The organism is Bacillus sp. 275 (assembly GCF_001999205.1).
Classification (GTDB): domain Bacteria; phylum Bacillota; class Bacilli; order Bacillales; family Bacillaceae; genus Bacillus; species Bacillus velezensis.
This window is the reverse complement of sequence record NZ_CP019626.1, coordinates 3,016,941-3,042,500: the sequence shown is the minus strand read 5'-3', so window position 1 is coordinate 3,042,500 and position 25,560 is coordinate 3,016,941. Positions and strand designations below refer to the sequence as shown.

At 44.3% G+C, this 25,560-nt stretch carries 25 protein-coding genes, 1 tRNA gene, 2 rRNA genes, 1 pseudogene and 1 riboswitch (1 of these 30 cut by a window edge); of the genes and pseudogenes, 12 read left to right on the top strand and 17 right to left on the bottom strand.

Annotated elements, in window-relative coordinates:
• Positions 1–317 (bottom strand): 23S ribosomal RNA (locus BZ167_RS14875); it reaches 2,613 nt to the left of the window's first position.
• A gap of 233 nt (positions 318–550) precedes the next feature.
• Positions 551–2,100, bottom strand: a 16S ribosomal RNA gene (locus BZ167_RS14870).
• Together the 16S and 23S rRNA genes form the textbook arrangement of a ribosomal RNA operon.
• A gap of 366 nt (positions 2,101–2,466) precedes the next feature.
• Positions 2,467–2,567, top strand: a riboswitch (TPP riboswitch).
• A 100-nt stretch (positions 2,568–2,667) separates the two neighbouring features.
• On the opposite strand from BZ167_RS14870, the gene thiT reads away from it, so the two are divergent.
• Positions 2,668–3,249 (top strand): energy-coupled thiamine transporter ThiT, encoded by a 582-nt coding sequence (gene thiT, locus BZ167_RS14865; RefSeq protein ID WP_012118271.1) that lies wholly within the window; start codon positions 2,668–2,670, stop codon positions 3,247–3,249.
• Between the two features lie 30 nt (positions 3,250–3,279).
• Here thiT and BZ167_RS14860 read toward each other — a convergent pair whose 3' ends face one another.
• Both BZ167_RS14860 and BZ167_RS14855 read right to left on the bottom strand, forming a co-directional pair.
• Positions 3,280–4,809 (bottom strand): flotillin lipid rafts scaffold protein FloT, encoded by a 1,530-nt coding sequence (locus BZ167_RS14860; RefSeq protein WP_032867221.1) that lies wholly within the window; start codon positions 4,807–4,809, stop codon positions 3,280–3,282.
• Between the two features lie 19 nt (positions 4,810–4,828).
• The gene (locus BZ167_RS14855; RefSeq protein ID WP_007410165.1) at positions 4,829–5,359 is read right to left on the bottom strand and encodes an NfeD family protein; all 531 of its coding nucleotides are present in this window, start codon (positions 5,357–5,359) and stop codon (positions 4,829–4,831) included.
• A 146-nt stretch (positions 5,360–5,505) separates the two neighbouring features.
• On the opposite strand from BZ167_RS14855, the gene BZ167_RS14850 reads away from it, so the two are divergent.
• Positions 5,506–5,994, top strand: coding sequence for a DinB family protein (locus BZ167_RS14850; RefSeq protein ID WP_015418069.1), 489 nt, complete (start codon positions 5,506–5,508; stop codon positions 5,992–5,994).
• A gap of 1 nt (position 5,995) precedes the next feature.
• On the opposite strand, the gene BZ167_RS14845 is transcribed toward BZ167_RS14850, so the two are convergent.
• From BZ167_RS14845 to betB, 3 genes are all read right to left on the bottom strand, one after another.
• Positions 5,996–6,577 carry an MOSC domain-containing protein gene (locus BZ167_RS14845; RefSeq protein WP_003152182.1) on the bottom strand — a complete coding sequence of 194 codons (582 nt, stop codon included), beginning with the start codon at positions 6,575–6,577 and terminating at the stop codon, positions 5,996–5,998.
• A gap of 71 nt (positions 6,578–6,648) precedes the next feature.
• A complete protein-coding gene (gene gbsB, locus BZ167_RS14840) occupies positions 6,649–7,857 on the bottom strand; it encodes a choline dehydrogenase (protein ID WP_039254135.1) in 1,209 nt (402 codons plus the stop codon).
• Between the two features lie 17 nt (positions 7,858–7,874).
• The gene (betB, locus tag BZ167_RS14835; RefSeq protein WP_015418071.1) at positions 7,875–9,347 is read right to left on the bottom strand and encodes a betaine-aldehyde dehydrogenase; all 1,473 of its coding nucleotides are present in this window, start codon (positions 9,345–9,347) and stop codon (positions 7,875–7,877) included.
• A gap of 200 nt (positions 9,348–9,547) precedes the next feature.
• Between betB and cudC the strand changes: the two genes are divergently transcribed.
• From cudC to BZ167_RS14815, 4 genes are all read left to right on the top strand, one after another.
• Positions 9,548–10,102 (top strand): transcriptional regulator GbsR, encoded by a 555-nt coding sequence (gene cudC / locus BZ167_RS14830; RefSeq protein WP_015418072.1) that lies wholly within the window; start codon positions 9,548–9,550, stop codon positions 10,100–10,102.
• Between the two features lie 100 nt (positions 10,103–10,202).
• Positions 10,203–11,353, top strand: a protein-coding gene (locus BZ167_RS14825) for an IS3 family transposase (protein ID WP_156886065.1) whose coding sequence is annotated in 2 segments (ribosomal slippage) — positions 10,203–10,476 and positions 10,476–11,353 — 1,152 coding nt in all. Because the reading frame shifts where the segments join, the coding sequence is not laid out codon by codon here.
• A 198-nt stretch (positions 11,354–11,551) separates the two neighbouring features.
• Positions 11,552–12,091, top strand: coding sequence for a biofilm surface layer hydrophobin BslA (gene bslA, locus BZ167_RS14820; RefSeq protein ID WP_015240450.1), 540 nt, complete (start codon positions 11,552–11,554; stop codon positions 12,089–12,091).
• 163 nt (positions 12,092–12,254) lie between these two features.
• Positions 12,255–12,923: a potassium uptake protein KtrA gene (locus tag BZ167_RS14815; protein ID WP_007613331.1), complete on the top strand. Its 669-nt coding sequence runs from the start codon at positions 12,255–12,257 to the stop codon at positions 12,921–12,923.
• 33 nt (positions 12,924–12,956) lie between these two features.
• Here the strand turns inward: BZ167_RS14815 and BZ167_RS14810 are convergent, their stop codons facing one another.
• The gene (locus BZ167_RS14810; RefSeq protein ID WP_039254129.1) at positions 12,957–13,802 is read right to left on the bottom strand and encodes a glucosaminidase domain-containing protein; all 846 of its coding nucleotides are present in this window, start codon (positions 13,800–13,802) and stop codon (positions 12,957–12,959) included.
• A 220-nt stretch (positions 13,803–14,022) separates the two neighbouring features.
• On the opposite strand from BZ167_RS14810, the gene BZ167_RS14805 reads away from it, so the two are divergent.
• Positions 14,023–15,173, top strand: a protein-coding gene (locus BZ167_RS14805) for an IS3 family transposase (RefSeq protein ID WP_095352997.1) whose coding sequence is annotated in 2 segments (ribosomal slippage) — positions 14,023–14,296 and positions 14,296–15,173 — 1,152 coding nt in all. Because the reading frame shifts where the segments join, the coding sequence is not laid out codon by codon here.
• Positions 15,174–15,231: 58 nt separating this feature from the next.
• Here BZ167_RS14805 and hmpA read toward each other — a convergent pair.
• Positions 15,232–16,407 (bottom strand): NO-inducible flavohemoprotein, encoded by a 1,176-nt coding sequence (gene hmpA / locus BZ167_RS14800; protein WP_039254126.1) that lies wholly within the window; start codon positions 16,405–16,407, stop codon positions 15,232–15,234.
• A gap of 218 nt (positions 16,408–16,625) precedes the next feature.
• Between hmpA and BZ167_RS14795 the strand changes: the two genes are divergently transcribed.
• Positions 16,626–17,267 (top strand): cupin domain-containing protein, encoded by a 642-nt coding sequence (locus BZ167_RS14795; protein ID WP_039254125.1) that lies wholly within the window; start codon positions 16,626–16,628, stop codon positions 17,265–17,267.
• A 60-nt stretch (positions 17,268–17,327) separates the two neighbouring features.
• On the opposite strand, the gene BZ167_RS14790 is transcribed toward BZ167_RS14795, so the two are convergent.
• Complete coding sequence (locus tag BZ167_RS14790) at positions 17,328–17,648, bottom strand: hypothetical protein (protein ID WP_039254122.1); 321 nt, start codon at positions 17,646–17,648, stop codon at positions 17,328–17,330.
• Between the two features lie 838 nt (positions 17,649–18,486).
• On the opposite strand from BZ167_RS14790, the gene BZ167_RS14780 reads away from it, so the two are divergent.
• Positions 18,487–18,675: a hypothetical protein gene (locus BZ167_RS14780; protein ID WP_060675297.1), complete on the top strand. Its 189-nt coding sequence runs from the start codon at positions 18,487–18,489 to the stop codon at positions 18,673–18,675.
• Between the two features lie 55 nt (positions 18,676–18,730).
• Here BZ167_RS14780 and BZ167_RS20630 read toward each other — a convergent pair whose 3' ends face one another.
• From BZ167_RS20630 to BZ167_RS14775, 3 genes and pseudogenes are all read right to left on the bottom strand, one after another.
• Positions 18,731–18,862, bottom strand: a complete 132-nt coding sequence (locus BZ167_RS20630; protein ID WP_257722334.1) for a hypothetical protein — start codon at positions 18,860–18,862, stop codon at positions 18,731–18,733.
• 16 nt (positions 18,863–18,878) lie between these two features.
• Entirely contained in the window at positions 18,879–19,007 is a 129-nt protein-coding gene (locus tag BZ167_RS20625; protein ID WP_257722335.1) for a hypothetical protein, read from the bottom strand.
• A pseudogene (locus BZ167_RS14775) lies at positions 18,997–20,123 on the bottom strand (response regulator aspartate phosphatase). The gene BZ167_RS20625 and the pseudogene BZ167_RS14775 overlap by 11 nt, the downstream one beginning before the upstream one ends.
• A gap of 391 nt (positions 20,124–20,514) precedes the next feature.
• On the opposite strand from BZ167_RS14775, the gene BZ167_RS14770 reads away from it, so the two are divergent.
• Positions 20,515–20,718: a hypothetical protein gene (locus tag BZ167_RS14770; RefSeq protein ID WP_038464241.1), complete on the top strand. Its 204-nt coding sequence runs from the start codon at positions 20,515–20,517 to the stop codon at positions 20,716–20,718.
• 125 nt (positions 20,719–20,843) lie between these two features.
• On the top strand, positions 20,844–21,350 hold the full coding sequence (locus BZ167_RS20550; RefSeq protein ID WP_047477098.1) for a hypothetical protein: 507 nt from the start codon (positions 20,844–20,846) through the stop codon (positions 21,348–21,350).
• A 180-nt stretch (positions 21,351–21,530) separates the two neighbouring features.
• Here the strand turns inward: BZ167_RS20550 and BZ167_RS14760 are convergent.
• The 3 genes from BZ167_RS14760 to BZ167_RS14750 form a co-directional block, all read right to left on the bottom strand.
• Positions 21,531–21,603, bottom strand: a tRNA-Ala gene (locus BZ167_RS14760).
• Between the two features lie 128 nt (positions 21,604–21,731).
• The gene (locus tag BZ167_RS14755; RefSeq protein WP_060675440.1) at positions 21,732–22,562 is read right to left on the bottom strand and encodes an undecaprenyl-diphosphate phosphatase; all 831 of its coding nucleotides are present in this window, start codon (positions 22,560–22,562) and stop codon (positions 21,732–21,734) included.
• Positions 22,563–22,653: 91 nt separating this feature from the next.
• Positions 22,654–23,814 carry an AI-2E family transporter gene (locus tag BZ167_RS14750; RefSeq protein WP_007613339.1) on the bottom strand — a complete coding sequence of 387 codons (1,161 nt, stop codon included), beginning with the start codon at positions 23,812–23,814 and terminating at the stop codon, positions 22,654–22,656.
• Positions 23,815–23,993: 179 nt separating this feature from the next.
• On the opposite strand from BZ167_RS14750, the gene BZ167_RS14745 reads away from it, so the two are divergent.
• Positions 23,994–24,980 (top strand): Gfo/Idh/MocA family protein, encoded by a 987-nt coding sequence (locus BZ167_RS14745; RefSeq protein WP_040238957.1) that lies wholly within the window; start codon positions 23,994–23,996, stop codon positions 24,978–24,980.
• A gap of 31 nt (positions 24,981–25,011) precedes the next feature.
• Here BZ167_RS14745 and BZ167_RS14740 read toward each other — a convergent pair whose 3' ends face one another.
• Complete coding sequence (locus tag BZ167_RS14740; RefSeq protein ID WP_003152143.1) at positions 25,012–25,536, bottom strand: type 1 glutamine amidotransferase domain-containing protein; 525 nt, start codon at positions 25,534–25,536, stop codon at positions 25,012–25,014.
• Between the last annotated feature and the right edge of the window lie 24 nt (positions 25,537–25,560).

Here is a 25,560-nt window from a genome sequence, read left to right as displayed (position 1 = left end):
CCGTACAGAGTGTCCTACAACCCCAAGAGGCAAGCCTCTTGGTTTGGGCTGGTCCCGTTTCGCTCGCCGCTACTCAGGGAATCGCATTTGCTTTCTCTTCCTCCGGGTACTTAGATGTTTCAGTTCCCCGGGTCTGCCTTCTCATATCCTATGTATTCAGATATGGATACCACTCCATTACGAGTGGTGGGTTTCCCCATTCGGAAATCTCCGGATCAAAGCTTGCTTACAGCTCCCCGAAGCATATCGGTGTTCGTCCCGTCCTTCATCGGCTCCTAGTGCCAAGGCATCCACCGTGCGCCCTTTCTAACTTAACCGTTAAAAAGAATCACTACGTGATATCTTGCATTACTAATTGAATGTGAATTACTTCTGTTATCTAGTTTTCAAAGAACAACGCATAGGACATGCTAACACATGCGTTGCCACAGGAAGTGGCGCATTTAGCAGGTGTTCCTATGTTTTGAAGGAATGATCCTTCAAAACTAAACAAGACAGGGAACGTTCTGTTTATAAGACCCAAGGTCTTATATTCCGTTAAAATCCTTAGAAAGGAGGTGATCCAGCCGCACCTTCCGATACGGCTACCTTGTTACGACTTCACCCCAATCATCTGTCCCACCTTCGGCGGCTGGCTCCATAAAGGTTACCTCACCGACTTCGGGTGTTACAAACTCTCGTGGTGTGACGGGCGGTGTGTACAAGGCCCGGGAACGTATTCACCGCGGCATGCTGATCCGCGATTACTAGCGATTCCAGCTTCACGCAGTCGAGTTGCAGACTGCGATCCGAACTGAGAACAGATTTGTGGGATTGGCTTAACCTCGCGGTTTCGCTGCCCTTTGTTCTGTCCATTGTAGCACGTGTGTAGCCCAGGTCATAAGGGGCATGATGATTTGACGTCATCCCCACCTTCCTCCGGTTTGTCACCGGCAGTCACCTTAGAGTGCCCAACTGAATGCTGGCAACTAAGATCAAGGGTTGCGCTCGTTGCGGGACTTAACCCAACATCTCACGACACGAGCTGACGACAACCATGCACCACCTGTCACTCTGCCCCCGAAGGGGACGTCCTATCTCTAGGATTGTCAGAGGATGTCAAGACCTGGTAAGGTTCTTCGCGTTGCTTCGAATTAAACCACATGCTCCACCGCTTGTGCGGGCCCCCGTCAATTCCTTTGAGTTTCAGTCTTGCGACCGTACTCCCCAGGCGGAGTGCTTAATGCGTTAGCTGCAGCACTAAGGGGCGGAAACCCCCTAACACTTAGCACTCATCGTTTACGGCGTGGACTACCAGGGTATCTAATCCTGTTCGCTCCCCACGCTTTCGCTCCTCAGCGTCAGTTACAGACCAGAGAGTCGCCTTCGCCACTGGTGTTCCTCCACATCTCTACGCATTTCACCGCTACACGTGGAATTCCACTCTCCTCTTCTGCACTCAAGTTCCCCAGTTTCCAATGACCCTCCCCGGTTGAGCCGGGGGCTTTCACATCAGACTTAAGAAACCGCCTGCGAGCCCTTTACGCCCAATAATTCCGGACAACGCTTGCCACCTACGTATTACCGCGGCTGCTGGCACGTAGTTAGCCGTGGCTTTCTGGTTAGGTACCGTCAAGGTGCCGCCCTATTTGAACGGCACTTGTTCTTCCCTAACAACAGAGCTTTACGATCCGAAAACCTTCATCACTCACGCGGCGTTGCTCCGTCAGACTTTCGTCCATTGCGGAAGATTCCCTACTGCTGCCTCCCGTAGGAGTCTGGGCCGTGTCTCAGTCCCAGTGTGGCCGATCACCCTCTCAGGTCGGCTACGCATCGTCGCCTTGGTGAGCCGTTACCTCACCAACTAGCTAATGCGCCGCGGGTCCATCTGTAAGTGGTAGCCGAAGCCACCTTTTATGTCTGAACCATGCGGTTCAGACAACCATCCGGTATTAGCCCCGGTTTCCCGGAGTTATCCCAGTCTTACAGGCAGGTTACCCACGTGTTACTCACCCGTCCGCCGCTAACATCAGGGAGCAAGCTCCCATCTGTCCGCTCGACTTGCATGTATTAGGCACGCCGCCAGCGTTCGTCCTGAGCCAGGATCAAACTCTCCGATAAAGTAGTTTGACTGACTACGCACATCGCTGTGCGATTTGTTTAAAACTTTGAATTAACAGGTACGTTTTGTCTTGTTTAGTTTTCAAAGATCATTACCACTTGTTGAAGCAGCTTTATTATCTTACCACTCAGCTTCTTTTATGTCAACAACTTTTTTCAAGTTGTTTCCGAAGCTTTTCGTTGTTGTCTGCTGTTCATCAGCGACGTTTAATAATATAACACCCTTTTGAAAATATGACAATAGTTTTTTTAAAAAAATCATTAATTATTTTCTTTCATACTTATTTCAGTTTCTCTTCTATAGAAAGGCAAGCCGTCTTGTGGTTTGGCATATTTTCTTGTATAGTAAGATTGAACTAAATACTTGATGACCACAAGGGGAGCATTAAAGCTGAGAGTGAACGTTTTGTTCTGACCCTTTGAACCTGTTAGTTAACGCTGGCGTAGGGATGTGGCAAAGCCAAATGATTTGCAGTTTATGCAAGCAGCGCGCGGACCTTTTCCCATCCTTCCCCGCGCTGCTTTTTTGTTTATCCTTGTTACGGTTGTCTGACCAGGGGGAAAACTATGAATCATTCAACACGGCTTGTGCGCTTAATTGAAATAGCGATTATGACCGGGGCGGCTGTCATTCTGGACATTGTCTCAGGTATGTTTCTCCGGATGCCCCAAGGCGGTTCGGTCTCTATTATGATGATTCCGATTTTTTTGATTTCATTCCGCTGGGGAGTGAAAGCCGGGCTTACGACAGGCTTTTTGACAGGGATTGTCCAGATCGCCATCGGCAATTTGTTTTTGCAGCACCCGGTCCAGCTATTTCTTGATTACATCGCGGCCTTTGCAGTTCTCGGTTTCAGCGGCTTGTTTGCTTCCGGTGTACGGGAATCGGCATTGAATAAAAAAAGAGGCGCTTTAACGATGTATGTTATAGGCGGTGTTTTCATCGGCAGTGTGCTGCGCTATGCGGCACATGTGGTCTCCGGAGCTGTCTTTTTCGGAAGCTATGCTCCGAAGGGCACGCCGGTATGGATTTATTCGTCCGTCTATAACGCGACTTATATGATTCCTTCTTTTATCCTTTCGGCCATTGTCCTTATCTTATTATTCATGACTGCGCCGCGGCTTCTTGAAGCTAAGCGGACGAACTGAAACAGCAGGCGGTTTACGCCTGCTGTTTTTTTATTCCGGGCTGTGCCGTTCGTTTGAATCACTCAGTTCTTTTGTAAGTTCATTTATACTTTGTTTTATGTTTCCTTTGCCTGAAAAATTCTCAATAAGCTCTTTTACATTGATTCCGGAAGATGCTTTTAAGCTTTCCTGAAGACCGGCCATTAAATTGGTTGCGTAGCCTGTGACTTTATTGGCCCCGCCATTTTCACCGCTTCCTCCCGTATCAACGACGGTTATTTTATCAATGTTGGAAAGAGGCGCTGAGACTTGCTTCGCATATTCAGGCAGCATTTTCACAATCATATCAAGGATTGCAGCCTGCCCGTATTTTTCGAATGCTTCGGCGATTTTTTCTTTAGCTTCCGCTTCTGCGAGACCTTTCAGGCGGATGACTTCCGCTTCGGTTTCTCCTCTCGCCTTTTCAGCCTCCGCTTTAGCAAGACCGTCAATTCTCACGCGTTCCGCTTCCGCCTTGGCCATCGCTTCGATACTGTACTGCTCGGCATCCGCTTCCGCGAGCTGCTTCGCTTTTGCGGCTTCGGCCGCTTGTTCCACCGAGTAACGGTCGGCATCGGCTTTTTTCTTCACTTCAGAGTCATATTGGCGCTCACGGCGCAGAATTTCTTTTTCCTCCAATTCAATCTGCTTTTGCCGCTCAATAATTTTAATTTGCATTTCCTGCTCTGTCACCTGCTGGCGGGCTTTTGCTGTTTCAAGATCATATGCCTGGTCGGCATTGGCTTTTGCTGTATCCTGCTCTCTTCTGTATTCCGCCATTTTCAGCTGATTGATTTTTTCCGCTTCAGCTATTTCCGTCGCCCGCTCCAGCTCTGATTTTTTTGCGTCTTTATCAGCGGCCGCGCGTTTAATCCTCGTCTCTTTATCCGCTTCTGCCGTGGCAATGTCCGCATCCCGCTTGACTTGGGCGATTCTCGGCTTACCTAATGATTCAAGATAGCCGTTTTTATCGCGGACGTCTTTAATCGTAAAAGAAACGATCACGAGCCCCATTTTAGCAAGATCCTGAGACGCGACCCGCTGGACTTCCTGAGAAAACTTTTCCCTGTTTTTATAAATCTCTTCAACGGTCATGGAGCCGAGGATGGAGCGCAGATGGCCTTCCAGCACCTCCCGCGCCTCCTGCTCACGGTCTTCCTTAGATTTCCCCAAAAATTGTTCAGCTGCTGTTGCGATTTCACTGATAGAGCCTCCGATTTTAATAATGGCGGTTCCGTCGGCCATTACCGGCACGCCTTGCTCTGTATAGACTTCGGGTGTAGAGACATCAAGTTTGCTTGACAGTAAACTGAGAGGTTCTGCCTGCTGGAATACCGGGAGCACGAACGTTCCCCCGCCCCGGACGATTTTCAGACGATTTCCGCCTTCATCAATGTGGACGTTCTTATTTCCCAAATAACTTCCGGTCACGATAAGGGCTTCGTCCGGCCCCGCCGTCCGGTACTTCGTAATAAATACAGCAATAAGTGCGATGAGTAAAAAGAATACGATTCCGATAACGATGATAATCGGCATAGTCATAACAGTTCCCCCTTAGATATCAGATTGGTTCATGCGGCGTCACAAAAAGCACTCCGTCTTTCACGTCAATCACTAATACGGCAGTTCCGTACTTGATCTGTTCTTGATCAAAGCTGACGGCTGATTTAGAAATGGCGCCCCCTATTCCCTCTATGATCACTTCTCCATAGCCGTCTTTCGGGACGGAAGTAATGACCCTGCCGACTCTGCCCTTTAAATCCGTCTCCCGGTAAGCGAGCGATTCTTCCGCTGATGAAAGCGGGACAAGGACGAAGAAGTGAAGCAGGCTGACCAAAAGAACCGAAAGAACAAATGAAAGCAACGCAATGACAGAACTTGATAGCGGAGCGGCGATTTCGCCGATATAACCTGAGGCTGAAAAGATTGTTAAAAAAGACAGAATCAATGCAGGATTTAAAAATGAAACAGGAATGGCTTCCGAGAGGCCGTGAAACACATCTTGAAAAAACAGAATCAAAAGCGTGAGACTTCCCGAAATAATCAATGTGTAAAGATAGACCGTTTCAAGCGGCAGATGAAATATGTCCATCTTCTATCCTCCTTTCAGCCGATGTGTCGGAGTGTTACTTTATATACGGATGTAAAGGTAAATGGTTTCAATTTTCTGATAAGGGAGGCTGATTACATGATTATCCAATCCGGATATGATATGTTTACTCTAAAGGAGGAGATAGGATGAGCATTTTTAATGAAGCCAGACAGCAGATCTGGGAAGAACTGAAAGGACTCTCTGATGAGGAATTCAACCGAAAGCCCGCGGCTGATGAATGGAGCGTGCGGGAAGTCCTTGACCATTTAAAGAAAATTGACGAAACAGCGCAGACCCTTTTATCAAAGCAGGCAAAAGACGCACCGTTAAAAGAAATAGAAGAAAAACCGATGGAGTTTATAGAGGACAGAACAGATAAACGGCCGGCGCCCTCACACCTCGAACCTGAGCAAAACCGATTATCAGTCATTGAAGCAAAACAGGAATTAGATATGGCAAGACAGCAGCTGACCGCAGTTATTTCATCATTAAACGAGGAAGACTTTGAACGTGTGCTTCCCCATCCTGTTTTTCAAGAACTGACGATCCGCCAGTGGATTGATTTTATCGGCCATCATGAAAAGCGTCACATTAATCAAATAAAAGAAATCAAACAAAAAATCGAAAAGGTCTGAGTCAGACCTTCTCGATTTTTTTCTTGGCGCGTTTCGGTTCATAAGAATGGATGGTGACCGCATCGCCCGTGCATATGTCACCCGGGCGTTCAACAATACAGACAATTCCTCTTCTGCCCATCGCGTGCCTCACAAACGCCGCGGCGAGTTTTGGCTGATCCGGATAAAAGGATTGAATGACTTCTCCCGGCTGAATGCACGGATCATTTTCTCCCTCACACAACAGAGACGCACCGCTTGGAAATATCATTCTGCTTCCTTCTTTAAGCGGCGTCAGTGCAGAAAAACCGCTGATTGCGATATTAGCGCCGAGCCATTCGGGAAAGATATGAGAAATCCCCATCTTCTCCGCAATGTCATCACATTCCTCCATGGACACGATTGAAATCTGTCTCCGGTTAAAAATTTCTGTTCCTCTTTCATACATCGGCTCGCGCGCGCCGGCCTTTTTTGTCAGTCCGAAATGCAGGTCACCGGGAAACCCGCCGTATTCCGCACGAAGCTTGTCCATCTTTTTGGTAACAAATTGTTCGGTATCCGCTATATATACGCCTTCCGTCTTTGCTGTTATGCGTTTCCACATTAGCCGCCACCGCCTTTTTCTTGACATTATCCTTAAAAAACCCCGCTCTGTAAAGGAGCGGGGTTCATTTATTATACCGTTTTCGGCGTTAAGTCAAAGCAGCGTTTGTAAATCCAGTTGTATGCTTTCTCATTCAAATCTCTTGGATTTCCGAAAGTTTGCGGATCTTTCATGGCTTCTTTTGATAAACGTTCAATCATGTCCGGAGACACACCTTGTTCTTCTAAACTCGGCACCTCTAAATCTTTTACAAGATCATACATCCAGTTGACGGACGCTTTTGCCGCTTCTTCGGTTGTCATGTTGCTTGTATTGATTCCGAATGCTTTGGCGATGCGGGCGAATTTTTCCGGATAGCCTTTCCAGTTGTATTCCATTACCGGCCCCATCATAGCTGCGACGCATTGTCCGTGAGCGACAGGGATGATGCCGCCGAGCGTCTGGCTCATCGCATGCGCCGCACCTGCTGATTCACTGCCGTATGAAAGGCCGGCAAGCATCGCCGCCTGCGCCATGCCGTATCTTGCTTCCAAATCCTCTCCGTCCGCAAACGCGCGCTTAATATAATGCGCCGCATATTCAATGGCCATTAAAGCAACGGCATCAGTGATCGGCTGCGCGAATTTCATCGTATAGCACTCGATGGCGTGCGCAAGTGCGTCAATACCTGTCATGGCCGTCACATGCGGAGGCATGGACGTGTGCAGCTCAGGGTCAATGACCGTTAAATGCGCGGCGATAAGCGGTCCGCCCGTATTGAATTTAAATTCTCTTTCCTCATCTGTAATGACCGCCCATTGTGTGACCTCTGAACCTGTTCCCGCAGTCGTCGGGATCGTTGTCAGCGGAGGAATACGGTTTTCCAGCGGCTTTTTGCCTTCCGCGGCTTCATAATCAAGCACGCTTCCTTCGTGTGTCGCTTCTACCCCGATCGCTTTCGCTGTATCCATGGAGCTTCCGCCGCCGACAGCCACAAGACCGTTGCAGTTTTCTTTTTTATACAGTTCTGATCCTTCGTTTACAAGACGTACAGGCGGGTTCGGCTCCACTTTGTTAAACAGGACGACTTCGATGCCCGCTTCCTGTAAAGATTCAATGACCGGGTTTGCCACTCCCGCGTTATAAATTCCCGGGTCTGTTACGAGCAGCGCTTTTGTGACGCCAAGCGCTCTGACTTCACTTCCCGCGTGCTGAATCGCACCGATTCCGTGTTTAATGACTGTCGGGATTTCGAATGTATGGAATTTATGCATGCTTTCTACTTTCATATTTAATGTCATATTGTATCTCCTCCTCGTTATGCTTGAAACCAGTTCACTGCCGCAGGTTTCGTGTTGCGGTAAATATGTTTGATTTCCGTGTATTCTTCCAGACCGATTTTGCCGAGTTCGCGGCCGAAGCCCGATTGTTTGTACCCGCCCCATGGCGCTTGCGCGAAATACGGGTGGAAATCATTGATCCATACCGTTCCCATCCGCAGTTTGGCGGCTACGCGTTCGCATTTTTCAATATCCTTTGACCATACCGCTCCGGCCAGCCCGTAAATGGTATCGTTGGCAAGTCTGATCACTTCTTCTTCAGATGAAAATGACTCAACTGTTAAAACGGGGCCGAAAATCTCCTCTTGGACTATCCGCATATCAGACTCGCAGTTTGAGAAAATAGTAGGTTCATAGAAGAAACCGTTTTGAAGGGCGGGATCATCAGGACGTTTGCCGCCTGTTTCCAGTTTTGCCCCTTCTTCGATACCGATTTCTACGTATTTTTCGACTTTGGCCCGATGCTCGGCGGAAATCAGCGGACCGCTTTCCGTATCTTCATGAAAACCATTTCCTAATTTGATGCGTTTCGTGCGCTTGATCAGCTCGGCTAAAAATTCATCATGAATGGCTTCGTCCACCAAAAGACGTGACCCTGCCGAACAAACTTGGCCGGCATGGAAAAACACGGCGTTCAGCGCTTGATCTGCAGCTGTTTCGAGATCTGCATCTCGAAATACGATATTCGGATTTTTGCCGCCAAGCTCCAGGGCAATCTTTTTCACATTGCCGCTTGCCGCCTGCATGATTTTTTTGCCTGTTTCAATTCCGCCCGTAAAAGAGACCAAATCGACGTCGAGGTTTCTCGCCAGCTCATCGCCGACAGAGGCGCCCGGCCCCAGCACAAGATTGGCGACCCCTTTCGGAATACCGGCTTCTTCTATTAATTGAAAGACTTTAATGGTTGTCAGCGGAGTAATCTCGCTCGGCTTTAAAACGATCGTGTTTCCGGCCGCAAGAGCGGGAGCGATTTTCCAGCTCGCCTGAAGGAGCGGATAGTTCCACGGCGTAATTTGTCCGCATACGCCAATTGGCTCTCTGACGATTTTACTTACGGAATCGGGAATCGGAGATGAAATGACCTCGCCTCCGTCTTTATCCGCCAAACCGGCATAATATTGAAATACATTTGCGATATCATCCATATCGGCTTTACTTTCTTCAATCGTTTTTCCTGTATCGAGCGATTCCAGCTCAGCTAATTCGTTCAGATCGCGTCTGATTAATTCCGCAATTTTCAGAACAAATTGTCCGCGCTCGAGCCCGGAAAGCACCGGCCACTCCCCTTCATCAAATGCTTTTCTGGCTGCGGCGATGGCTTTCACCGCATCGTTCCGGTCTCCTTCGCATACCGTTGCAATTTCTTCTTGATTAAATGGATTAATGATACGGCGGGTCTGTTTTTTTTCTGCACTGATCCATTCGCCGCCGATATAAAGCGTTTTGCTCATAAGAGTCCTCCTTACCTAAAAGTAAGTTTGTTAAATAAAAATTTAATGTTTTTAACAATATTAATTTAACACATGTTTTTTTGCCTGTCAAAACCCGGTCAGTCCGTTTAGATTTTGACATTTTGTCATGATTCGTTAAGATTAAGAACATAAAGAAATGACTTAACAAATTTAAACTTCAAGAGGAAAAGAGGGACAGTATGGATGAGAATCCAGAAATCGCAGCTATAGAACAAGCCAGGGATCTTGTCATTGATTCCATTGCAGAGACGATGGATCTTTACGGAATCACTCGAAGTGTCGGGATTTTATACGGAACAATGTATATGAGGGATGAAATGACGCTTGACGAAATGCGTGAGGAACTGCAGATGAGCAAACCGAGTATGAGCACAGGCGTCAAAAAGCTGCAGGATTTAAATGTGGTCAAAAAAACCTTTCACCGCGGCACACGGAAGCATACGTTTGTAGCGGAAAAAGATTTCTTTACGTTTTTCACGAATTTCTTCCCGCCGAAATGGGATCGTGAAGTTCAGGTGAATTTGTCCGCCATCGAACAGGCCCAGGCGGATTTGCAGTCCGTTTTGCTGGCCGAGGAAGGCAACACGGAATTACAGGAAGAAGCGCGGCAGTTATATGATCAGCTTGAAAGTTCGAAAGCTTATTATCATTGGCTGAAGCGTCTCGCTGACTCGGTTCAGAGCGGGGAGATTTTTAAATTTATTCCGATAGAAACGGACGAAAAAAACGCCTGAATCAAAGGAACTGACCCCATAATATGAGACAAACAAAAAACACCTTCAAGTTTGAAAACGGACCGTTGTTATCCGAAATAAAACTTGGAGGTGTTTTTCTATGAGGGCAAGAGTGAGTTATCCGGTTGAAGTCAAACAGAAGGCTGTAGAAATGAGATTGGCGGGCGTGCCTGTGAAGGAGATCATGCAGGAATTGAATATAAAGAATAAGACGCAGGTGCAGACATGGGTCAGGTGGTATAAAGCTGGGGATACCCACCGATTCGAACAGCCTGTTGGAAAGCAATATACTTATGGAAAGGGTCCGGAGTATTCTTCTGAATTAGAGAAACTCCAGGCAGAGAATCGTTATCTGAGACAACAGAATGAAGTGTTAAAAAAGTACAACGAATTGGAAAGGAAGCTGATAGGGAAACGACAATCAAACTGGTAGAAGAATTGCGCAAGACGATGACGGTACAGGACATCTGTGTCCATTTAGATATTTCACGCACTTCATATTATAGATGGAGAAAGAATCTGACTAAGAGTAATCCTAAGATGCGACTGGAGAAACAAATCGGCACGTTGTGCCGAGAACACAAGTATCGATATGGATATCGAAAAATCACAGCCATACTAAAAAAGAGAATAAGTATTAATCATAAATCTGTTCAACGTATTATGCAGAAAAATCAATGGCAGTGTCGGGTTAAGATGAAAAAGCGTAAAAAAAGTGGGCAGCCATATTCTGTGGTCGATAATATATTGGATCGGAACTTTCAGTCTGATCGCCCTCTTGAAAAACTGGTAACGGACATCACATATTTGCCTTATGGACAGAAACAATTGTACCTTTCCAGTATATTGGATTTATACAATGGAGAAGTGATTGCTTTTACGATTGGAGATAAGCAGGACACAGACTTTGTCTTAGACACACTTGATCAGCTGCCAACACTTCCTGAAAACTGCGTGTTACATAGTGACCAAGGTTCTGTTTATACATCTTATGAGTATCAGAAAGCTGTTAAAACAAAAGGCATTACCATGAGCATGTCCCGCAAAGGGACGCCCGCTGATAATGCCTCCATCGAATCGTTTCATTCCTCACTAAAGTCTGAAACGTTCTATCTTAACAGCATTGATCGAACTACGACCGCCATCGTAGAACGCACTGCCATAGAATACATTCATTATTATAACAATATTCGTATTCAAACGAAACTAAACAGCCAATCGCCGATACAATATCGGCAATTGGCTGTATGAAGGTGTTTTGATCCCTGTCTCAAAAACGGGGGTCAGTCCCCAAAATCAGGCGTTTTTTGTCGTGATTTGATTATTTTTGAGAAAATATAGGAACATAACCCCATTTACTTCCATTAAAATTGATGGTAAATTTTTATAGGTATGGTCGTTCTTTTTTAAGAACAATCAGCAAATTTTTTTTTAGGGGGATTTATGAAAATGAAACAGAAATTTTTCTCAACTGTCATGGCAAGTTTATTCGGCCTGGTTTTGCTTCTTTCTCTGCCGACAGCGTCATTCGCCGCTGAGTCAGGCTCAACCGTTCACGAGCCGGAAATGTCCACGAAAGCGACTGCTACCTTATTTGCAAAATATACAGGTGCCAGCCAGCAGGAATGGTCATTTTCTGATATCGAATTGACGTACCGTCCGAACACGATCCTGAGCTTAGGCGTTATGGAATTTACCCTTCCTAGCGGATTTGCGGCTACAACAAAAGATACAGTCAACGGACACGCTTTGCGTGAAAGACAGATTCTGAATAACGGCAAAACAGTCAGACTTCCGTTAAACATTGATTTGCTCGGCGCAGCGGAATTTAAACTTTCTCTTAATAATAAAACATTGCCTGCTGCAGGTACATATAAGTTCCGTGCAGAAAATAAATCATTAAGCATCGGCTCTAAATTCTATGCTGAGGACACAATTGTTGTTCAAAAACGCAGCACACCGCCGACACAGCCTTGCAACTGCAAATAATTGCGAAAAACGGACCGGCACAAGCCCATCGCTTGTCAGCCGGTCTTTTTTTGTGCTGTTTTCTTTCTTCCGGCCCTCGCATTGACAAACCCTTGAAACAGGAGTACATTCTTGTTTGTTGTATTTGGAGTGACGAAAACAGTTTCTTAAGGAGTTATGAGGATTGGGAAAAATCAAAAATAAACAATTTGCCGTCATCGGACTCGGCCGTTTCGGCGGAAGCATCTGTAAAGAGCTTTTTAAAATGGGGCATGAGGTGCTTGCGGTCGATATCAGCGAAGAGCGAGTCAACGCATACTCCTCTTATGCCACGCATGCTGTGCGGGCAAATTCAACGGAAGAAAGCGAGCTTCAGTCGCTCGGCATCAGAAATTTTGAATATGTCATCGTAGCAATCGGCGCCAACATTCAGGCAAGCACGCTGACGACGCTGTTATTGAAGGAGCTGAACATCCCTAATATTTGGGTGAAAGCGCAAAACTATTATCATCACAAAGTGCTTGAAAAGATCGGTGCTGATCGTATTATCCATCCCGAAAAGGATATGGGCGTGCGGATTGCGCAAAGCCTTTCGGATGAAAACGTCTTAAATTATATTGATTTGTCAGATGAATACAGCATCGTGGAGCTTTCAGCCACGAAAAAGCTGCATTTAAAATCCATTCTTGATCTCGGCGTCCGGGCCAGATTCGGCTGCACCATTCTCGCCTTGAAACATAACGGCGACATTCAGCTGTCCCCTTCTCCGGAGACTGTCATTCATGAATGTGACTGCCTTGTGCTGATGGGGCATAAACGTGATATTAAAAGGTTTGAAACTGAAGGAATGTAAAAAAGCCGGCGGGCTGCCGGCTTTTTTTGATGCTTATGTTTCTTCACTTAACTGGACGGCGGTTTGGTCAACCCAGCCGATCAGCTCATCTTTCACTTGGATTTGGTACCAGACGGATTCTCCGTTTTGCTTTTCAGATACGACTTTAATAAGCTCGCCGGTAAACTTTTGCGCCGATGCCAGTTTAATAGAATGCCGCTCTTTTGACGGCTTGGACCACACGTCTTCAATGGCGTGGTCTTTGATGGCGCCTTTCATATCAACTGCTTTAAGAGAGGCATTGATTTTGTCATATTCATTCAGGTTATAGGTTTCTATGACATCTTTAATTTTTTCAGCATAGCCGGGGTCTGTGGCGTAACCGGATTTTTGAAGGGCAGCCGCCGCAGTTTTATAATTGTCCGCTTCAATGACAGGCTTATACTTCTTTTTATTCCAAGACGTTCCGTTGACAAATAATTTGGCATGGTCATCCATTGATTCAAAAAACGTGCTGTATTTACGGAATTTTGCCCGAATCGTTTTTCGTTTTCCTTTTTCAAATTCATCCGTTTTCATCGTGACGTGTTTTCCTTTATAATCACCTTTTACACCGAACAGGTTGCGCGCTTTCCCCGCAAGCTCACTGTTCCCCCAGTCCGATTCGAGAATGGCCTGTGCGAGGGTGATGCTCGGAAGGACATGATATTTCTCATATAAAATTTGAGCATGCCCCGAAAGGCTGTCAATAAAGACCTGCTGCTCGTCCACCTCTTCAGGCGGTTTTTCTTCCGTCACTATGAATTTCGAAAACACCATTGATACCAGAAATAATCCGAATATAAGAGATACAGCAAAAAGGCACCCAAGCACCCTTTTGGTCTTTGCTTTCTTTTTCATATCAACCTTCCTTTAATTCCGGAATCACTAGATTTATAATTTTACTGGTCATTGATGAAAATTTCAATAAAATAGGGAAAAAGACGGAGAAAGAACACATTGTGCAAATAAAAAAGACTCCTCTTTGGGACTGACCCCATAATATGAGACAAACAAAAAACACCTTCAAGTTTGAAAACGGATCGTTGTTATCCGAAATTAGACTTGGAGGTGTTTTTCTATGAGGGCAAGAGTGAGTTATCCGGTTGAAGTCAAACAGAAGGCTGTAGAAATGAGATTGGCGGGCGTGCCTGTGAAGGAGATCATGCAGGAATTGAATATAAAGAATAAGACGCAGGTGCAGACATGGGTCAGGTGGTATAAAGCTGGGGACACACATCGATTCGAACAACCTGTCGGAAAGCAATATTCTTATGGAAAAGGTCCAGAGTATTCTTCCGAATTAGAGAAACTGCAGGCAGAAAATCGTTATCTGAGACAACAGAATGAAGTGTTAAAAAAGTACAACGAATTGGAAAGGAAGCTGATAGCGAAACGCCAGTCGAGCTTGTAGAAGCATTGCGCGGCACAATGACCATACAGGATATCTGTATTCATTTAGGTATCTCACGAGCATCTTATTATCGTTGGAAGAAGAATCTGATGAAAGATAACCCTAAATACCATTTAGAAAAACAAATCGGCACGTTGTGCCGAGAACATAAGTATCGATATGGCTATCGGAAAATCACAGCCATATTAAAAAAGGGAATGCGTATTAATCATAAAACGGTTCAGCGCATTATGCAGAAAAACCAGTGGCAATGCCGGGTTAAGGTGAAAAAGCGCAAGAAGAATGGGCAGCCATATGCCGTGGCCGAGAATATATTAGATCGGAACTTTCAGTCTGATCGCCCTCTGGAAAAGCTAGTAACGGATATCACATATTTGCCTTATGGGCAGAAACAATTGTATCTTTCCAGTATATTGGATTTATACAATGGAGAAGTGATTGCTTTTACGATTGGCGATAGACAGGACACAGATTTTGTCTTACACACACTTGATCAGCTGCCCGTACTCCCAGAGAACTGCGTGTTACATAGTGACCAAGGTTCTGTTTATACATCTTATGAGTATCAGAAAGCTGTTAAAACAAAAGGCATTACCATGAGCATGTCCCGTAAAGGGACACCCGCTGATAATGCCTCCATCGAATCGTTTCATTCCTCACTAAAGTCTGAAACGTTCTACCTCGACAGGTTGGAAAGCACTACGACGACCATCGTAGAGCAAACTGTCGAAACCTATATATACTATTATAACAACATTCGTATTCAAACGAAACTAAACAACCAGCCGCCGGTCACATACCGACAGCTGGCTGCTTAAAGGTGTTTTGATCCCTGTCTCAAAAACGGGGGTCAGTCCCTTTGAGGAGTCTTTTTTGTTATGCCATGCTCAGCTGAGGGCCGAACAATTCATATTGAATGGAATCAGTGTCAAACCCGAGAGCAAGAATCATGTCTTTCATTTCCGTCATAAACTGTGCTGATCCGCACAAGTAAAATTCAGCATCTTGATTCAGATGAAGCTGCTCCAGAAAGGTTTGATCAATCCTGCCCCTGTGAAAAGGCTTGTCTCCTGAGCGGTCTTGTTCTGCCGGTTCACTGTATACATAAATGACGTTAATATTCGGATGATTCTCCGCAGCTTGTTCAGCCTCTTTGCGGAACGCGGCGTACACTCCGTTTTTCGCGGCATGAATAAAAGTAACGGCACGCTCCGGCTGTTTTTCGGCGGCTGTTTTCAGCATGCTCATCATCGGCGTGATTCCGGAACCGGCACTGATAAGAACAACCGGTTTTTCGGAAGAAGACAGCTTGAAATCCCCAGCGGGTGCGCTGACTTCAAGTTTATCTCCCTCTTGAACTTCATTGTGGAGATGAGAAGAAACCACTCCGTCCTTTTTCACAGAAATCCGATATGCCCCTTTTTGAGAAGCATCAGACAGGCTGTACTGGCGAATGTGCGTATAAGGAGAATCCGCAATCAGCACTTTAATGCTGATATATTGTCCCGCTTCAAATCCAGGAAGCGAAGAGCCGTCACTCGGTTTGATATAAAATGATGTGATATCTTTGCTTTCTTTCGTTTTCTGTATAACCGTAAATTCTTTATACCCCTGCCATCCGGCTTCATTGTACATGTCTTTTTCAATGCCGATGAAAGCCTCCGCAATAACACCGTAAGCTTTTTCCCATGCCTGCATAATCTCAGGAGTTGCGGCATCCTGCAGCACATCCTTAATTGCCAGAAGCAGATACTTTCCGACAATCGGATAATGTTCCGGTTTTACACCGATGCTTGTGTGTTTATGGCCGATCTGTCTGACCGCCGGAATGATTTGTTCTATTTGATCAATATTCGCCGCAGCCGCAATGACTGCATTTGCCAATGCTGCGCGCTGAGTCTGTTTCTTTTGGTTCGTTTGGTTAAACATATTTAACAGTTCGGGATGATCTTGAAACATCAGGTTATAAAAGCGTCCGGTGATGTTTTCTCCATGTGTTTTCAATACGGGTACTGTGCTTTTGATGATGTCTATTGTTCTCTCATCCAGCATGTTAATCCTCAACCCTTCTAAAGATGTATTTTCAATATATCTTTATAGTAAGAGATATTTCGAATAAAAGATATATTGAAAATGAATCTTTAAAAAAGTCGTCACAATATTGTGTTGGATTTGGAATTTATGGATTTCACCTCCTTTTTTTATCACCCGGTGAAACAGGGACACATATATTTGGGAATATACGTTTAAAGATGAAAGCGGGGGAGTGCATGGTTTCCAATATCGATTACACGTCTCCGAATACACAGTTCACTTATGATGTGAATGAGAGCCGTTTTTTTACGAAAGATGCTCGGAACTTTATCAATGTATTAGGGATTAAACAGTTAAACACGCTTGAAAATATTTCATTATTAGATATCTTTCTGAGCAAAACAAATGTGATTGAACCGCATACCCATCAAAACGCCGCTGAATTGGTGTACTGTATTTCGGGTTCCGCGGTGGTGTCGATGCTGAATCCGTTCACGCAGAAAATACGGAATTATCCGATCTCTTCAGGACAAGTAGCGAATGTTCCGCAGGGGTGGTGGCATTATGAAGTCGCCACTTCAGACAAAACCCACCTTTTGGCCATATTTGACGCCCCTTCGCCTGAAGTGATATACGGCTCGGATATTCTCCGTCTGACGCCGCCTGAGATCATGGCGCATACGTACTGTCTGAATGAGCATGAGTGGGAAAAAGCCGTTTCACCGATCCGGCAATCAACTGTGATAGGTCCCGATAAATACTGCGGACAGTCTGAAAACACGGGTATTCATGATATGAATAAGCCTTATCAGCCAAATACGCATTATCCGAATGATCCGTATCGGCATTATGATACGCCGTTATATTGGGGATATTAAACGGAGAGCCAGAGCGGCATTGACAGAAAGAGCCCCTCATTGAAGAGGGGCTCTTGATCATCACGGTCCGGTTCCGCAGCTTACTTTGTACTCGCCTTCGGACGATTTTTTTGAATAACATACGTGCGGCGTCTGTCCGGTTTCATCTTTCCAATTGAACCAATTTACATAATAAAGGTTCCCGGCCTCTCCGCCGCCTTCTTCTTTTCGAAGAATCGCAAAGTAGCTTTGATACGGATATCCTTTTTTATAAATGTCATGCCTGATGGCTCCTTTTTCTGAAGCAGACGTGAAGACGACGGGAGAAAGAGCCGGGAGCGCTGTTAAAAGAAGTGCCAGTGCCGCTGACAGAGATAATATAAGATAGATTTTCTTTTTCATTTTCTCTCTTTCCTTTATTTTGAATTGTTAGAAATGAAGCAGAACATAGAGGCTGCCGCAGAAGATGAAAAAAACAAAAAAACCCTTATTTATAGAATAAGGGTTTAAAGGTATGGAGCCAAGGGGGCTCGAACCCCTGACCTCTACGCTGCCAGTGTGGAGATGAGTTTCTGATACAAACAGACGTTTTATTTTGAAACCTTATTTTATAAGGTTTGCTCATCAGCCTTTCTGATAAAAAATCTTCTGTTTTGGTTAAAAATGAACAAGTTGGTCCCTAATTCGTCCCCATCTGTCCCCAAATAGGATTATAAATTAAAGTTAATTTTCCACTAGACCTGCCATCAAAACGCCCATCACAATCAATAATAATAGTAAAAGTAAACAAAGTGCTAGGATAACAAAAGAAATATACTTAGCAATTCCTTTAGGTGATTTGATTGCTAGAATACTCCCCACGACAATTCCTAGGATTCCAAGTGCCCAATGAATATGAGGCAGAAAGTACAATGCGAATAAAAGGATGATAAGCGACACTATTCCAAAATACTTTATCATTTCTCTCCTTTCTATTTTCCCTCCATTAAATTTGAAAATTGAGCTTATCAATTCTTATATATTCTTAAGATCTAAAAATATAGAGTGCCATATTTTTTTAATATTAGCATAGATTTATCGTTCGAGCTTTATGACGACGGATACATACGCGAGGTTATCTGCGCAGGTCATTACGGGACCACATACGGAAGGAAACTCGTGTCGAGAACTTAAAGGTGGATACATTATTGTATTTGATTCTCATTTATCCGTTGAGACTTATGAAGTGGGAGATGATCAAATGACTGATTTTGAACGAAAAGTGTACCGGATTATCTTTAACATGATCCAATTCGGAAAAACCCCCTCCTTGGATGAATTGAAGAGAAAAACCGGCAAGGATGAACGCGCTAACCGGGAAGCAGTGAAGAACCTCATGAAGCAGCGTATGCTGAAATGGGATAAGAATAAAAACAAGTGGATGTTTTGAAACAATATAATGAAGAAACTAAAAAAGCCTTTTCCGTAGAAAAGGCTTAAGCTGTTCAAGTTTGAAGGCGATCTGAAGCTACTTTGATTGTATCTTGTGCTTGTTTTTCTACTGTGTTCATACCCAATCCACATACTAAAGTCAATGATAGACCCAGGACGATGAAAATGCTCTTTTTAAAATTCATACTGGCACTCTCCTTCTTAGGTTTGATTACGATCAGACGAAACTTTATATGATCCATCAAATGAAACAGACGATGCCGTTAGACCGGCCCCTGACATTAAAACGACAGCCGACACAATGATAAATACGCCTTTTCTAAAATTCATACAGGCATTCTCCCCTCTGAATTTGTTTTTGCGTTTGAATCATTTTTTGATGATAAAAATAAGATTTGTCATATTGCTTTGACTCTGCATAAACAGCAGCCGTATCAAGAGCAATATCTTCTACATACGAATAGTTTTTATTTTTCTCAAGGTAATCAATTGTTTTTTTGATTCCCATTTGGTCTATTGCATTAATATATAAAGCCTCCAAATATTTTTGCAGAGATTCAAACAGCTTATCCCCTTGATATATCGCTGATGAAAGTCCCTTTTTGCTGATTTGAATCGCCTCGCTTGTTTTCCCTTGTTTAAATAGAAGCTTTGCGTATGTAAACAAGGAATGCGGAAGGTTACCCAATTTATACTTTTCAGATATCTCCGCTGCTTTTTTTAAGTAGATTTCAGCTTTATTGTATTCTTCTAAGTCTCCGTAATTCTTTCCTATGTTGTAATAAGCAGAACTGAGCAGCCTTTCATTATTGTTTACTTGTTTCGACAACTCTAAAGCTTTTTCTAAATGCGGCAAGCTTTTTTCATAACTTTTAAAGTCTACATAGTTCCCTGATACGACAAATAGACATTGAATTTTCCGGACCTTATACAACTCATACTGATCGTAAATATCGAGCGCTTGCTTTACGTGATGCATGGAGACGTGGCTTTGTTTCATACCGTAATATGCTTCAGCCAGTTTAAAATGAAACTCCGCTCTCTCAATTTCATCATGCACATGAACGAGTTGTTTTTCAGCCTCTCTATAAAAGCCGATCGCCTTTACATACTGCTTTTGATCAAATTCATACATGCCGCGGAAAAATAAAGAATAATAGCACAGCAGGCCGGAAATTCCTTTATTTGATGCTTCGATTTTTTCCAGCAGCTCGTCAATTGTCGGTCTCACGCGGGTAGTCACCGGTTCTAAATAATCCAGCATAAGCTGATGGCGGAATTTCATGAGGGTGTAGTAAATCAGTAGATACTCGTCTCCATCTCATTTATTTCTTGTTCCACTTCCGCTTTCAAAATCTCCGCATCCGGAACACTGAACTGACGTATCATTTTGTACCATTCATTAATCTTAACGCCAACCTCCGATGATGGTAAAACAGAACTCACAAGGCCACTCCTCCTTTTATATCATATTCTAACATTTCCAAATTATGTTTGAACGAAAAAAAACCGCAATTTGTTTGCGGTCTACAGTGATTATAAAATCATGATTTTGTTGGATAAAAGATACATCATTTCTTATACCATTAGACATATTACGCATTACTTATTTTCACATAACTGTTGGAAATGGCCATTCTATTTGCGATAATAAAACTAATGTGTCGGGAATACAAATGGGGAGGGGATAAGGATGTGCCATTTTAAAATGAGCCTTACTTTATCACTCAAGCGTTCTCAGCTCTAAAGAAATGTGTACTTTGGATAAACGTGTATAAGTAGACTCTCTACAAGTCTACTTTATTTTTTCTCATAAATAAAAACGAGGTGAAAATCAATGGATGGTATAGAATTTTTAGAAAACATGACACGACTTGGAATAATCATTTTGGTGTTCTCTGGATACGCTATTTATTGGAAATTAGGTAAAACAAAAAGAGAGCGAGGGCTTTCAAAATTTGAAGCTTGTCTTAGGTTCTCTGTAATGTTTGGGATAATAGCATGGGGGGTTTCGACTCTTGCTTTGAGTTTATGGTCATAATCTTTTTTGTCGATATTTAACTTATCCTGTCTAAACAGATTAAAACCGGATAAACATACCCTTATTTGGAAAAAAATGTGTTACCATGTAGTTGCTTGTACAATTTTCCAAAAGGGGGAGTTATAATGTTGAAAAGATTAGTTTTTCTGGCGTTGACCCTACTTCTTGCTATTGCTACAATAGCGCCAACAGTTTCAGCAGAGGAAGAGAACGGGTTAGATGGATTAACTAAAGAACAAATTGAAAAATCTTTAAAAGAAGTTGAGTACATCTTTACTAAGATTGTAATTTTTGATGAAGAAACAGGTTACACAGTTAATGAGGGTGAGCTTGAAAAGTCTCCTTATACCAAAGGTCAAAAAGAGGGTATGATCGCCTTCGCTAACTATATGAACAAGGAATATAAGTATGCAAGTGTCCAAAAGAACACTGTTCAAAGATGCCTTGAAGATGCTATTGGTATCTCTAAAGGAGCATTAGATAAAGTTCAAAAGGCAATTGAAAAAGGAGATTGGTGGACAGTATTGGAATATCTAGGAAAATTAGGTGTAGCAATTTCTCCACCAGTATTATTTACATTCTTCCTGTTCTGCGGTGCTACACCAGCAAAGATTGCTCCGCAAGAAAATTGATAAACAACAAAGCCGCCTTTAGAGGCGGCTTCTTCAATCCTAATTGAAGGCGAAAAGCAACTAAACTTCCTCAAAATAAATTTTTCGTCCCCAAATTGTCCCCAATTGCTTTTTAGGGCTATTGGCTCTGTTCCTGACAAATAAAAAAACCCTTATTTATAGAATAAGGGTTTAAAGGTATGGAGCCAAGGGGGCTCGAACCCCTGACCTCTACGCTGCCAGCGTAGCGCTCTCCCAGCTGAGCTATGGCCCCGTGCTGTAACGTCATGTTTTATTATAGACGAGTCTTCTTTGAATTTCAAGCAGAAAATTCAGTTTGCTCATATTTTCCTGAGACGCTTTTCGAACATAAAAAGAAGACCCTCCGGGGGGCCTCTTCGTTTATCGCACGAGCATGATTAAAATGATGCCGAGGATGACACGGTAAATGGCGAACGGGACAAGCTTAATCCGGTTAATGAGCCGAAGAAAAAACTTGACGACTAAGAGGGCGACGACAAAGGCGCAGATAAAGCCGACAAGAAAAAACGGAATCATGTCATAAGAAAGACTGCTCCAGTATTTCACCAGCTTCAGAAGGCTTGCGCCCGCCATAATCGGAATAGCCATAATAAATGTGAAGTCTGCGGCTGCCCGGTGATTCAAGCCGACAATGACACCTCCGGCAATCGTTGAGCCTGAGCGGGAAAATCCGGGCCATAAGGCGAGACACTGGAATAATCCGACACAGAAAGCCTGTTTGTAGGTGATTCTGTCTACCGTATCGATCGTTTCTTTCCTTTTATTGATCCAGTCCGCTATAAGCATAAGCACGGCTCCGGCAATTAATCCGTAAGCGACCGTTCTGACGGAGAATAAATAGCGGTCAATGAAATCCTCAAATAAAAAGCCGAGCACCGCCGCCGGAACAAGACCGACGGCGATTTGCGCGATGGTCAGCCTGTATCCCTTCTGCTGATCGCGCGTGACGTTTTTTTTGAGGCCGAGTAAATGTAATATCCGATCCTTAAACACAATGGCCACCGCCAGAATCGAACCGAGCTGAATCACCACTTTGAAGGAATTGGCGGCTTCCGGATTCATCAGGTTTCCGGATTTCAGCCAGATGTCATCCGCTATGATCATATGTCCCGTGGAAGAAACCGGCGCGTACTCCGTCAGCCCTTCCACGATTCCCAAAACGGCTGCTGTGAACATCTCCCATAGTGTCATCCCATTCTTCCCTTCATTCATCATTTACAAAAGAGAAGCTCTCCTCTGAAGGAAAGCCTGTCTTATAATAAATATCATGTCCGTTCCGATTTTATGACTTCGATACAGCATCATTTTTTTCTTCTTCATATAAATGCGAACGCATTTTGAACCAATCAAACAGATGGGTCGTGACCACTTTGATGACCGCATACCCCGGGATGGCTAAAATAATGCCGACAACCCCAAACAGCTTTCCGGCGGTTAAAAGAACAAAGATGATGGTAATCGGGTGAATGTGAAGATTTTTCCCCATGATCTGCGGCGAAATTAATTTCCCTTCCACGAGCTGGACAACGGTCCATACAATCGCAAGCTTCAGCAGCATAAGGGGCGAAGTGACCAACGCGATAATAATCGCCGGCGTGATGGCAATGGTCGGCCCTAAATACGGAACAACGCTCGTACAAGCGGCAATGACCGCAAGCAGTGACGCATAATCAAGTCCGATAATCAGATAGCCGATAAATAATAAAAACCCGATGCAGAAGCTGACGATGACCTGTCCTCTGATATAAGAGCTTAATCTGTGGTTCATTTCACTAAGCATCGTATACGTTTGTTCTTTCAGACGGGTGGGCACAAACTTTAAGATATAAATCGGCAGTTTTTTGCCGTCTTTCAGCAAATAGAACAGAATAAACGGCACGGTCACAATTGAAATAATCACTTCCGTCAGCGCGCCGATAAAATTCCCGACTCCGGTAAATGTGCTGTTTGCAATTGTCGCCGCCTGCGCCGATACTTTATTAGCAAGATCGGAAATGTTGATATTCATCGTCTTTTGCGCCTGATTTACAAAATCGCTTCCGATCAGGCTTTTCGTCTGATCTTCAACGATGTCCACATATTTCGGCAGATTGTCGATCAGGCTCATGATCTGTTCCTTTAAAAACGGAATAATTGAAACGACCGTAATCGTAATCAGCCCTATAATAATGAGGTAAAGGAGCAGGATGGAATAGACTCTTTTCACTCTTATTTTTTCCAATATATCTACGATCGGATTAAGCAGATAATAAACAATTCCTGTCAAAATGACGGGGAGCGCAATCGTTTTGAGCAGGACGATAATAGGTGTGAAAATAAATGATGTCTTCATAAAGACAAGGATATTGAGACCGATGAGCAGCAATACAAGCAAAAACAAGACAAATTTATTGTCTAAGAAAAACTGTTTAAATCTGCCGCCCCATGTTTGCAATGTTTCCACTATTGTTCCTCCATCTTATGTATTTTACTTAAATTGTACACTATCGTTCCTGTAATGAAAAATAATAACCGGTCTCTATGGGAATTTTTCCTATCCCTTTAGCCGGCAGCCTTTTTTCCATTTATGTTTCTCAGAAAAAAAGCTATAATGTAAGCCAATACATAGAAGGAGCGATAGCAATGATTCGATTTGCAACAGTCGGAACGAATTGGATTACAGAACGATTTCTGGAGGCGGCTTCTGCTATTGATGATTTTCAATTAACGGCGGTTTATTCCAGAACTGAGGAACGCGCGGCGGAATTCGCCGGCAAACACGGCGCTGCTCATTATTTCACCAGCCTGAAAGAAATGGCGGAAAGCAAAGCTTATGACGCGGTGTATCTCGCCAGCCCGAATGCATTTCACAAAGAGCAGGCGGTCCTTTTTATGGAACACGGCAAGCATGTACTGTGCGAAAAACCGTTTGCGTCTAACGCAAGGGAAACGGATGAAATGATTCACGCAGCCAAAACGAACGGCGTTCTCTTGATGGAAGCCATGAAAACAACGTTCCTGCCGAACTTCAGCATGCTTCAAAACCACTTACATAAAATCGGACCCGTCAGGAGATTCACGGCAAGCTACTGCCAATATTCATCACGATATGATGCATATAAAAACGGTACGGTGCTTAACGCGTTTAAGCCTGAATTATCGAACGGTTCGTTAATGGACATCGGCGTGTACTGCATTTATCCGGCCGTCGTCCTGTTCGGCAAACCGAAAAACGTCATTGCGACCGGTCATAAACTCTCATCCGGCGTTGACGGCGAAGGCACGGTCATTCTGTCATACGACGGATTTGAAGCGGTGCTGATGCATTCGAAAATCTCAAATTCGTTTGCCCCGGCGGAAATTCAGGGTGAAGACGGCACGATCGTTCTGGACAGCATTCACGGACCGGAACGGGCGGAGATCCGCTATCGTGACGGCCGGACGGAAGACATTTCAGTCCCTGATCTGAAACCGTCGATGTACTACGAAACGGCTGAATTCATCAATCTTCTTCGAAACGGACAGCGGGAGTCTTCCGAAAATACATTTGAACGTTCTTTCATTACGGCAAGCATTATGGAAGAAGCGAGAAAGCAAATCGGAATTGTCTTTCCCGCCGATCAAAACTAAAAACATCCGCCCGGATTCGGGCGGATGTTTTTTATTTGGACGCTAACAGGTCAGCAAACGCTTTTGCATACTGCGGAAGGTCGGGCGGGCGGCGGCTTGATACAATGTGTCCGTCAGTTACGACAGCTTCATCCAGCCACTGTGCCCCTGCATTTGTCATGTCGTCTTTGATGCCGGGCGTGCTCGTTACTTTTTTTCCTGCGAGAATTCCGGCAGATATGAGCACCCAGCCCGCATGGCAGATCTGGCCGATCGGCTTTTTCTGCTCGTTCATCGTACGGATGATGTCCAAAACTTCGGGATATCTTCGCAGTTTGTCAGGAGCCCAGCCGCCGGGCACGAGCACGGCGTCATACTCCTGGATAATCAGGCTCTTAAAATCGTAATCCGCCGTCGCGGGCACGCCGTATTTTCCTTTGTATGAACGGCCCGCTTCTTCTCCTATTAAATGAACGATCGCGCCTTCCTCTCTCAGCCGGTAGACGGGATACCAAAGCTCTAAGTCTTCAAAATCGTCACTGACAAGCGCTATGACTTTTTTGCCTTCTAATCTCATCACTGCCACTCCCTTCTTTTATAC

Excerpts from the sequence above, each read along its gene's own strand:
- BZ167_RS14795 (WP_039254125.1), top strand. The coding sequence starts at position 16,626 with ATGGTTTCCAATATCGATTACACGTCTCCGAATACACAGTTCACTTAT.
- bslA (WP_015240450.1), top strand. The coding sequence starts at position 11,552 with ATGAAACAGAAATTTTTCTCAACTGTCATGGCAAGTTTATTCGGCCTG.
- BZ167_RS14860 (WP_032867221.1), bottom strand. The coding sequence starts at position 4,809 with ATGACTATGCCGATTATCATCGTTATCGGAATCGTATTCTTTTTACTC.
- BZ167_RS14740 (WP_003152143.1), bottom strand. The coding sequence starts at position 25,536 with ATGAGATTAGAAGGCAAAAAAGTCATAGCGCTTGTCAGTGACGATTTT.
- BZ167_RS14850 (WP_015418069.1), top strand. The coding sequence starts at position 5,506 with ATGAGCATTTTTAATGAAGCCAGACAGCAGATCTGGGAAGAACTGAAA.
- BZ167_RS14755 (WP_060675440.1), bottom strand. The coding sequence starts at position 22,562 with ATGACACTATGGGAGATGTTCACAGCAGCCGTTTTGGGAATCGTGGAA.
- hmpA (WP_039254126.1), bottom strand. The coding sequence starts at position 16,407 with ATGCTGGATGAGAGAACAATAGACATCATCAAAAGCACAGTACCCGTA.
- BZ167_RS14780 (WP_060675297.1), top strand. The coding sequence starts at position 18,487 with ATGACTGATTTTGAACGAAAAGTGTACCGGATTATCTTTAACATGATC.
- BZ167_RS20630 (WP_257722334.1), bottom strand. The coding sequence starts at position 18,862 with ATGAATTTTAAAAAGAGCATTTTCATCGTCCTGGGTCTATCATTGACT.
- BZ167_RS14810 (WP_039254129.1), bottom strand. The coding sequence starts at position 13,802 with ATGAAAAAGAAAGCAAAGACCAAAAGGGTGCTTGGGTGCCTTTTTGCT.
- gbsB (WP_039254135.1), bottom strand. The coding sequence starts at position 7,857 with ATGACATTAAATATGAAAGTAGAAAGCATGCATAAATTCCATACATTC.
- BZ167_RS20625 (WP_257722335.1), bottom strand. The coding sequence starts at position 19,007 with ATGAATTTTAGAAAAGGCGTATTTATCATTGTGTCGGCTGTCGTTTTA.
- BZ167_RS14770 (WP_038464241.1), top strand. The coding sequence starts at position 20,515 with ATGGATGGTATAGAATTTTTAGAAAACATGACACGACTTGGAATAATC.
- BZ167_RS20550 (WP_047477098.1), top strand. The coding sequence starts at position 20,844 with ATGTTGAAAAGATTAGTTTTTCTGGCGTTGACCCTACTTCTTGCTATT.
- BZ167_RS14745 (WP_040238957.1), top strand. The coding sequence starts at position 23,994 with ATGATTCGATTTGCAACAGTCGGAACGAATTGGATTACAGAACGATTT.
- BZ167_RS14790 (WP_039254122.1), bottom strand. The coding sequence starts at position 17,648 with ATGAAAAAGAAAATCTATCTTATATTATCTCTGTCAGCGGCACTGGCA.
- thiT (WP_012118271.1), top strand. The coding sequence starts at position 2,668 with ATGAATCATTCAACACGGCTTGTGCGCTTAATTGAAATAGCGATTATG.
- BZ167_RS14855 (WP_007410165.1), bottom strand. The coding sequence starts at position 5,359 with ATGGACATATTTCATCTGCCGCTTGAAACGGTCTATCTTTACACATTG.
- betB (WP_015418071.1), bottom strand. The coding sequence starts at position 9,347 with ATGAGCAAAACGCTTTATATCGGCGGCGAATGGATCAGTGCAGAAAAA.
- BZ167_RS14845 (WP_003152182.1), bottom strand. The coding sequence starts at position 6,577 with ATGTGGAAACGCATAACAGCAAAGACGGAAGGCGTATATATAGCGGAT.
- cudC (WP_015418072.1), top strand. The coding sequence starts at position 9,548 with ATGGATGAGAATCCAGAAATCGCAGCTATAGAACAAGCCAGGGATCTT.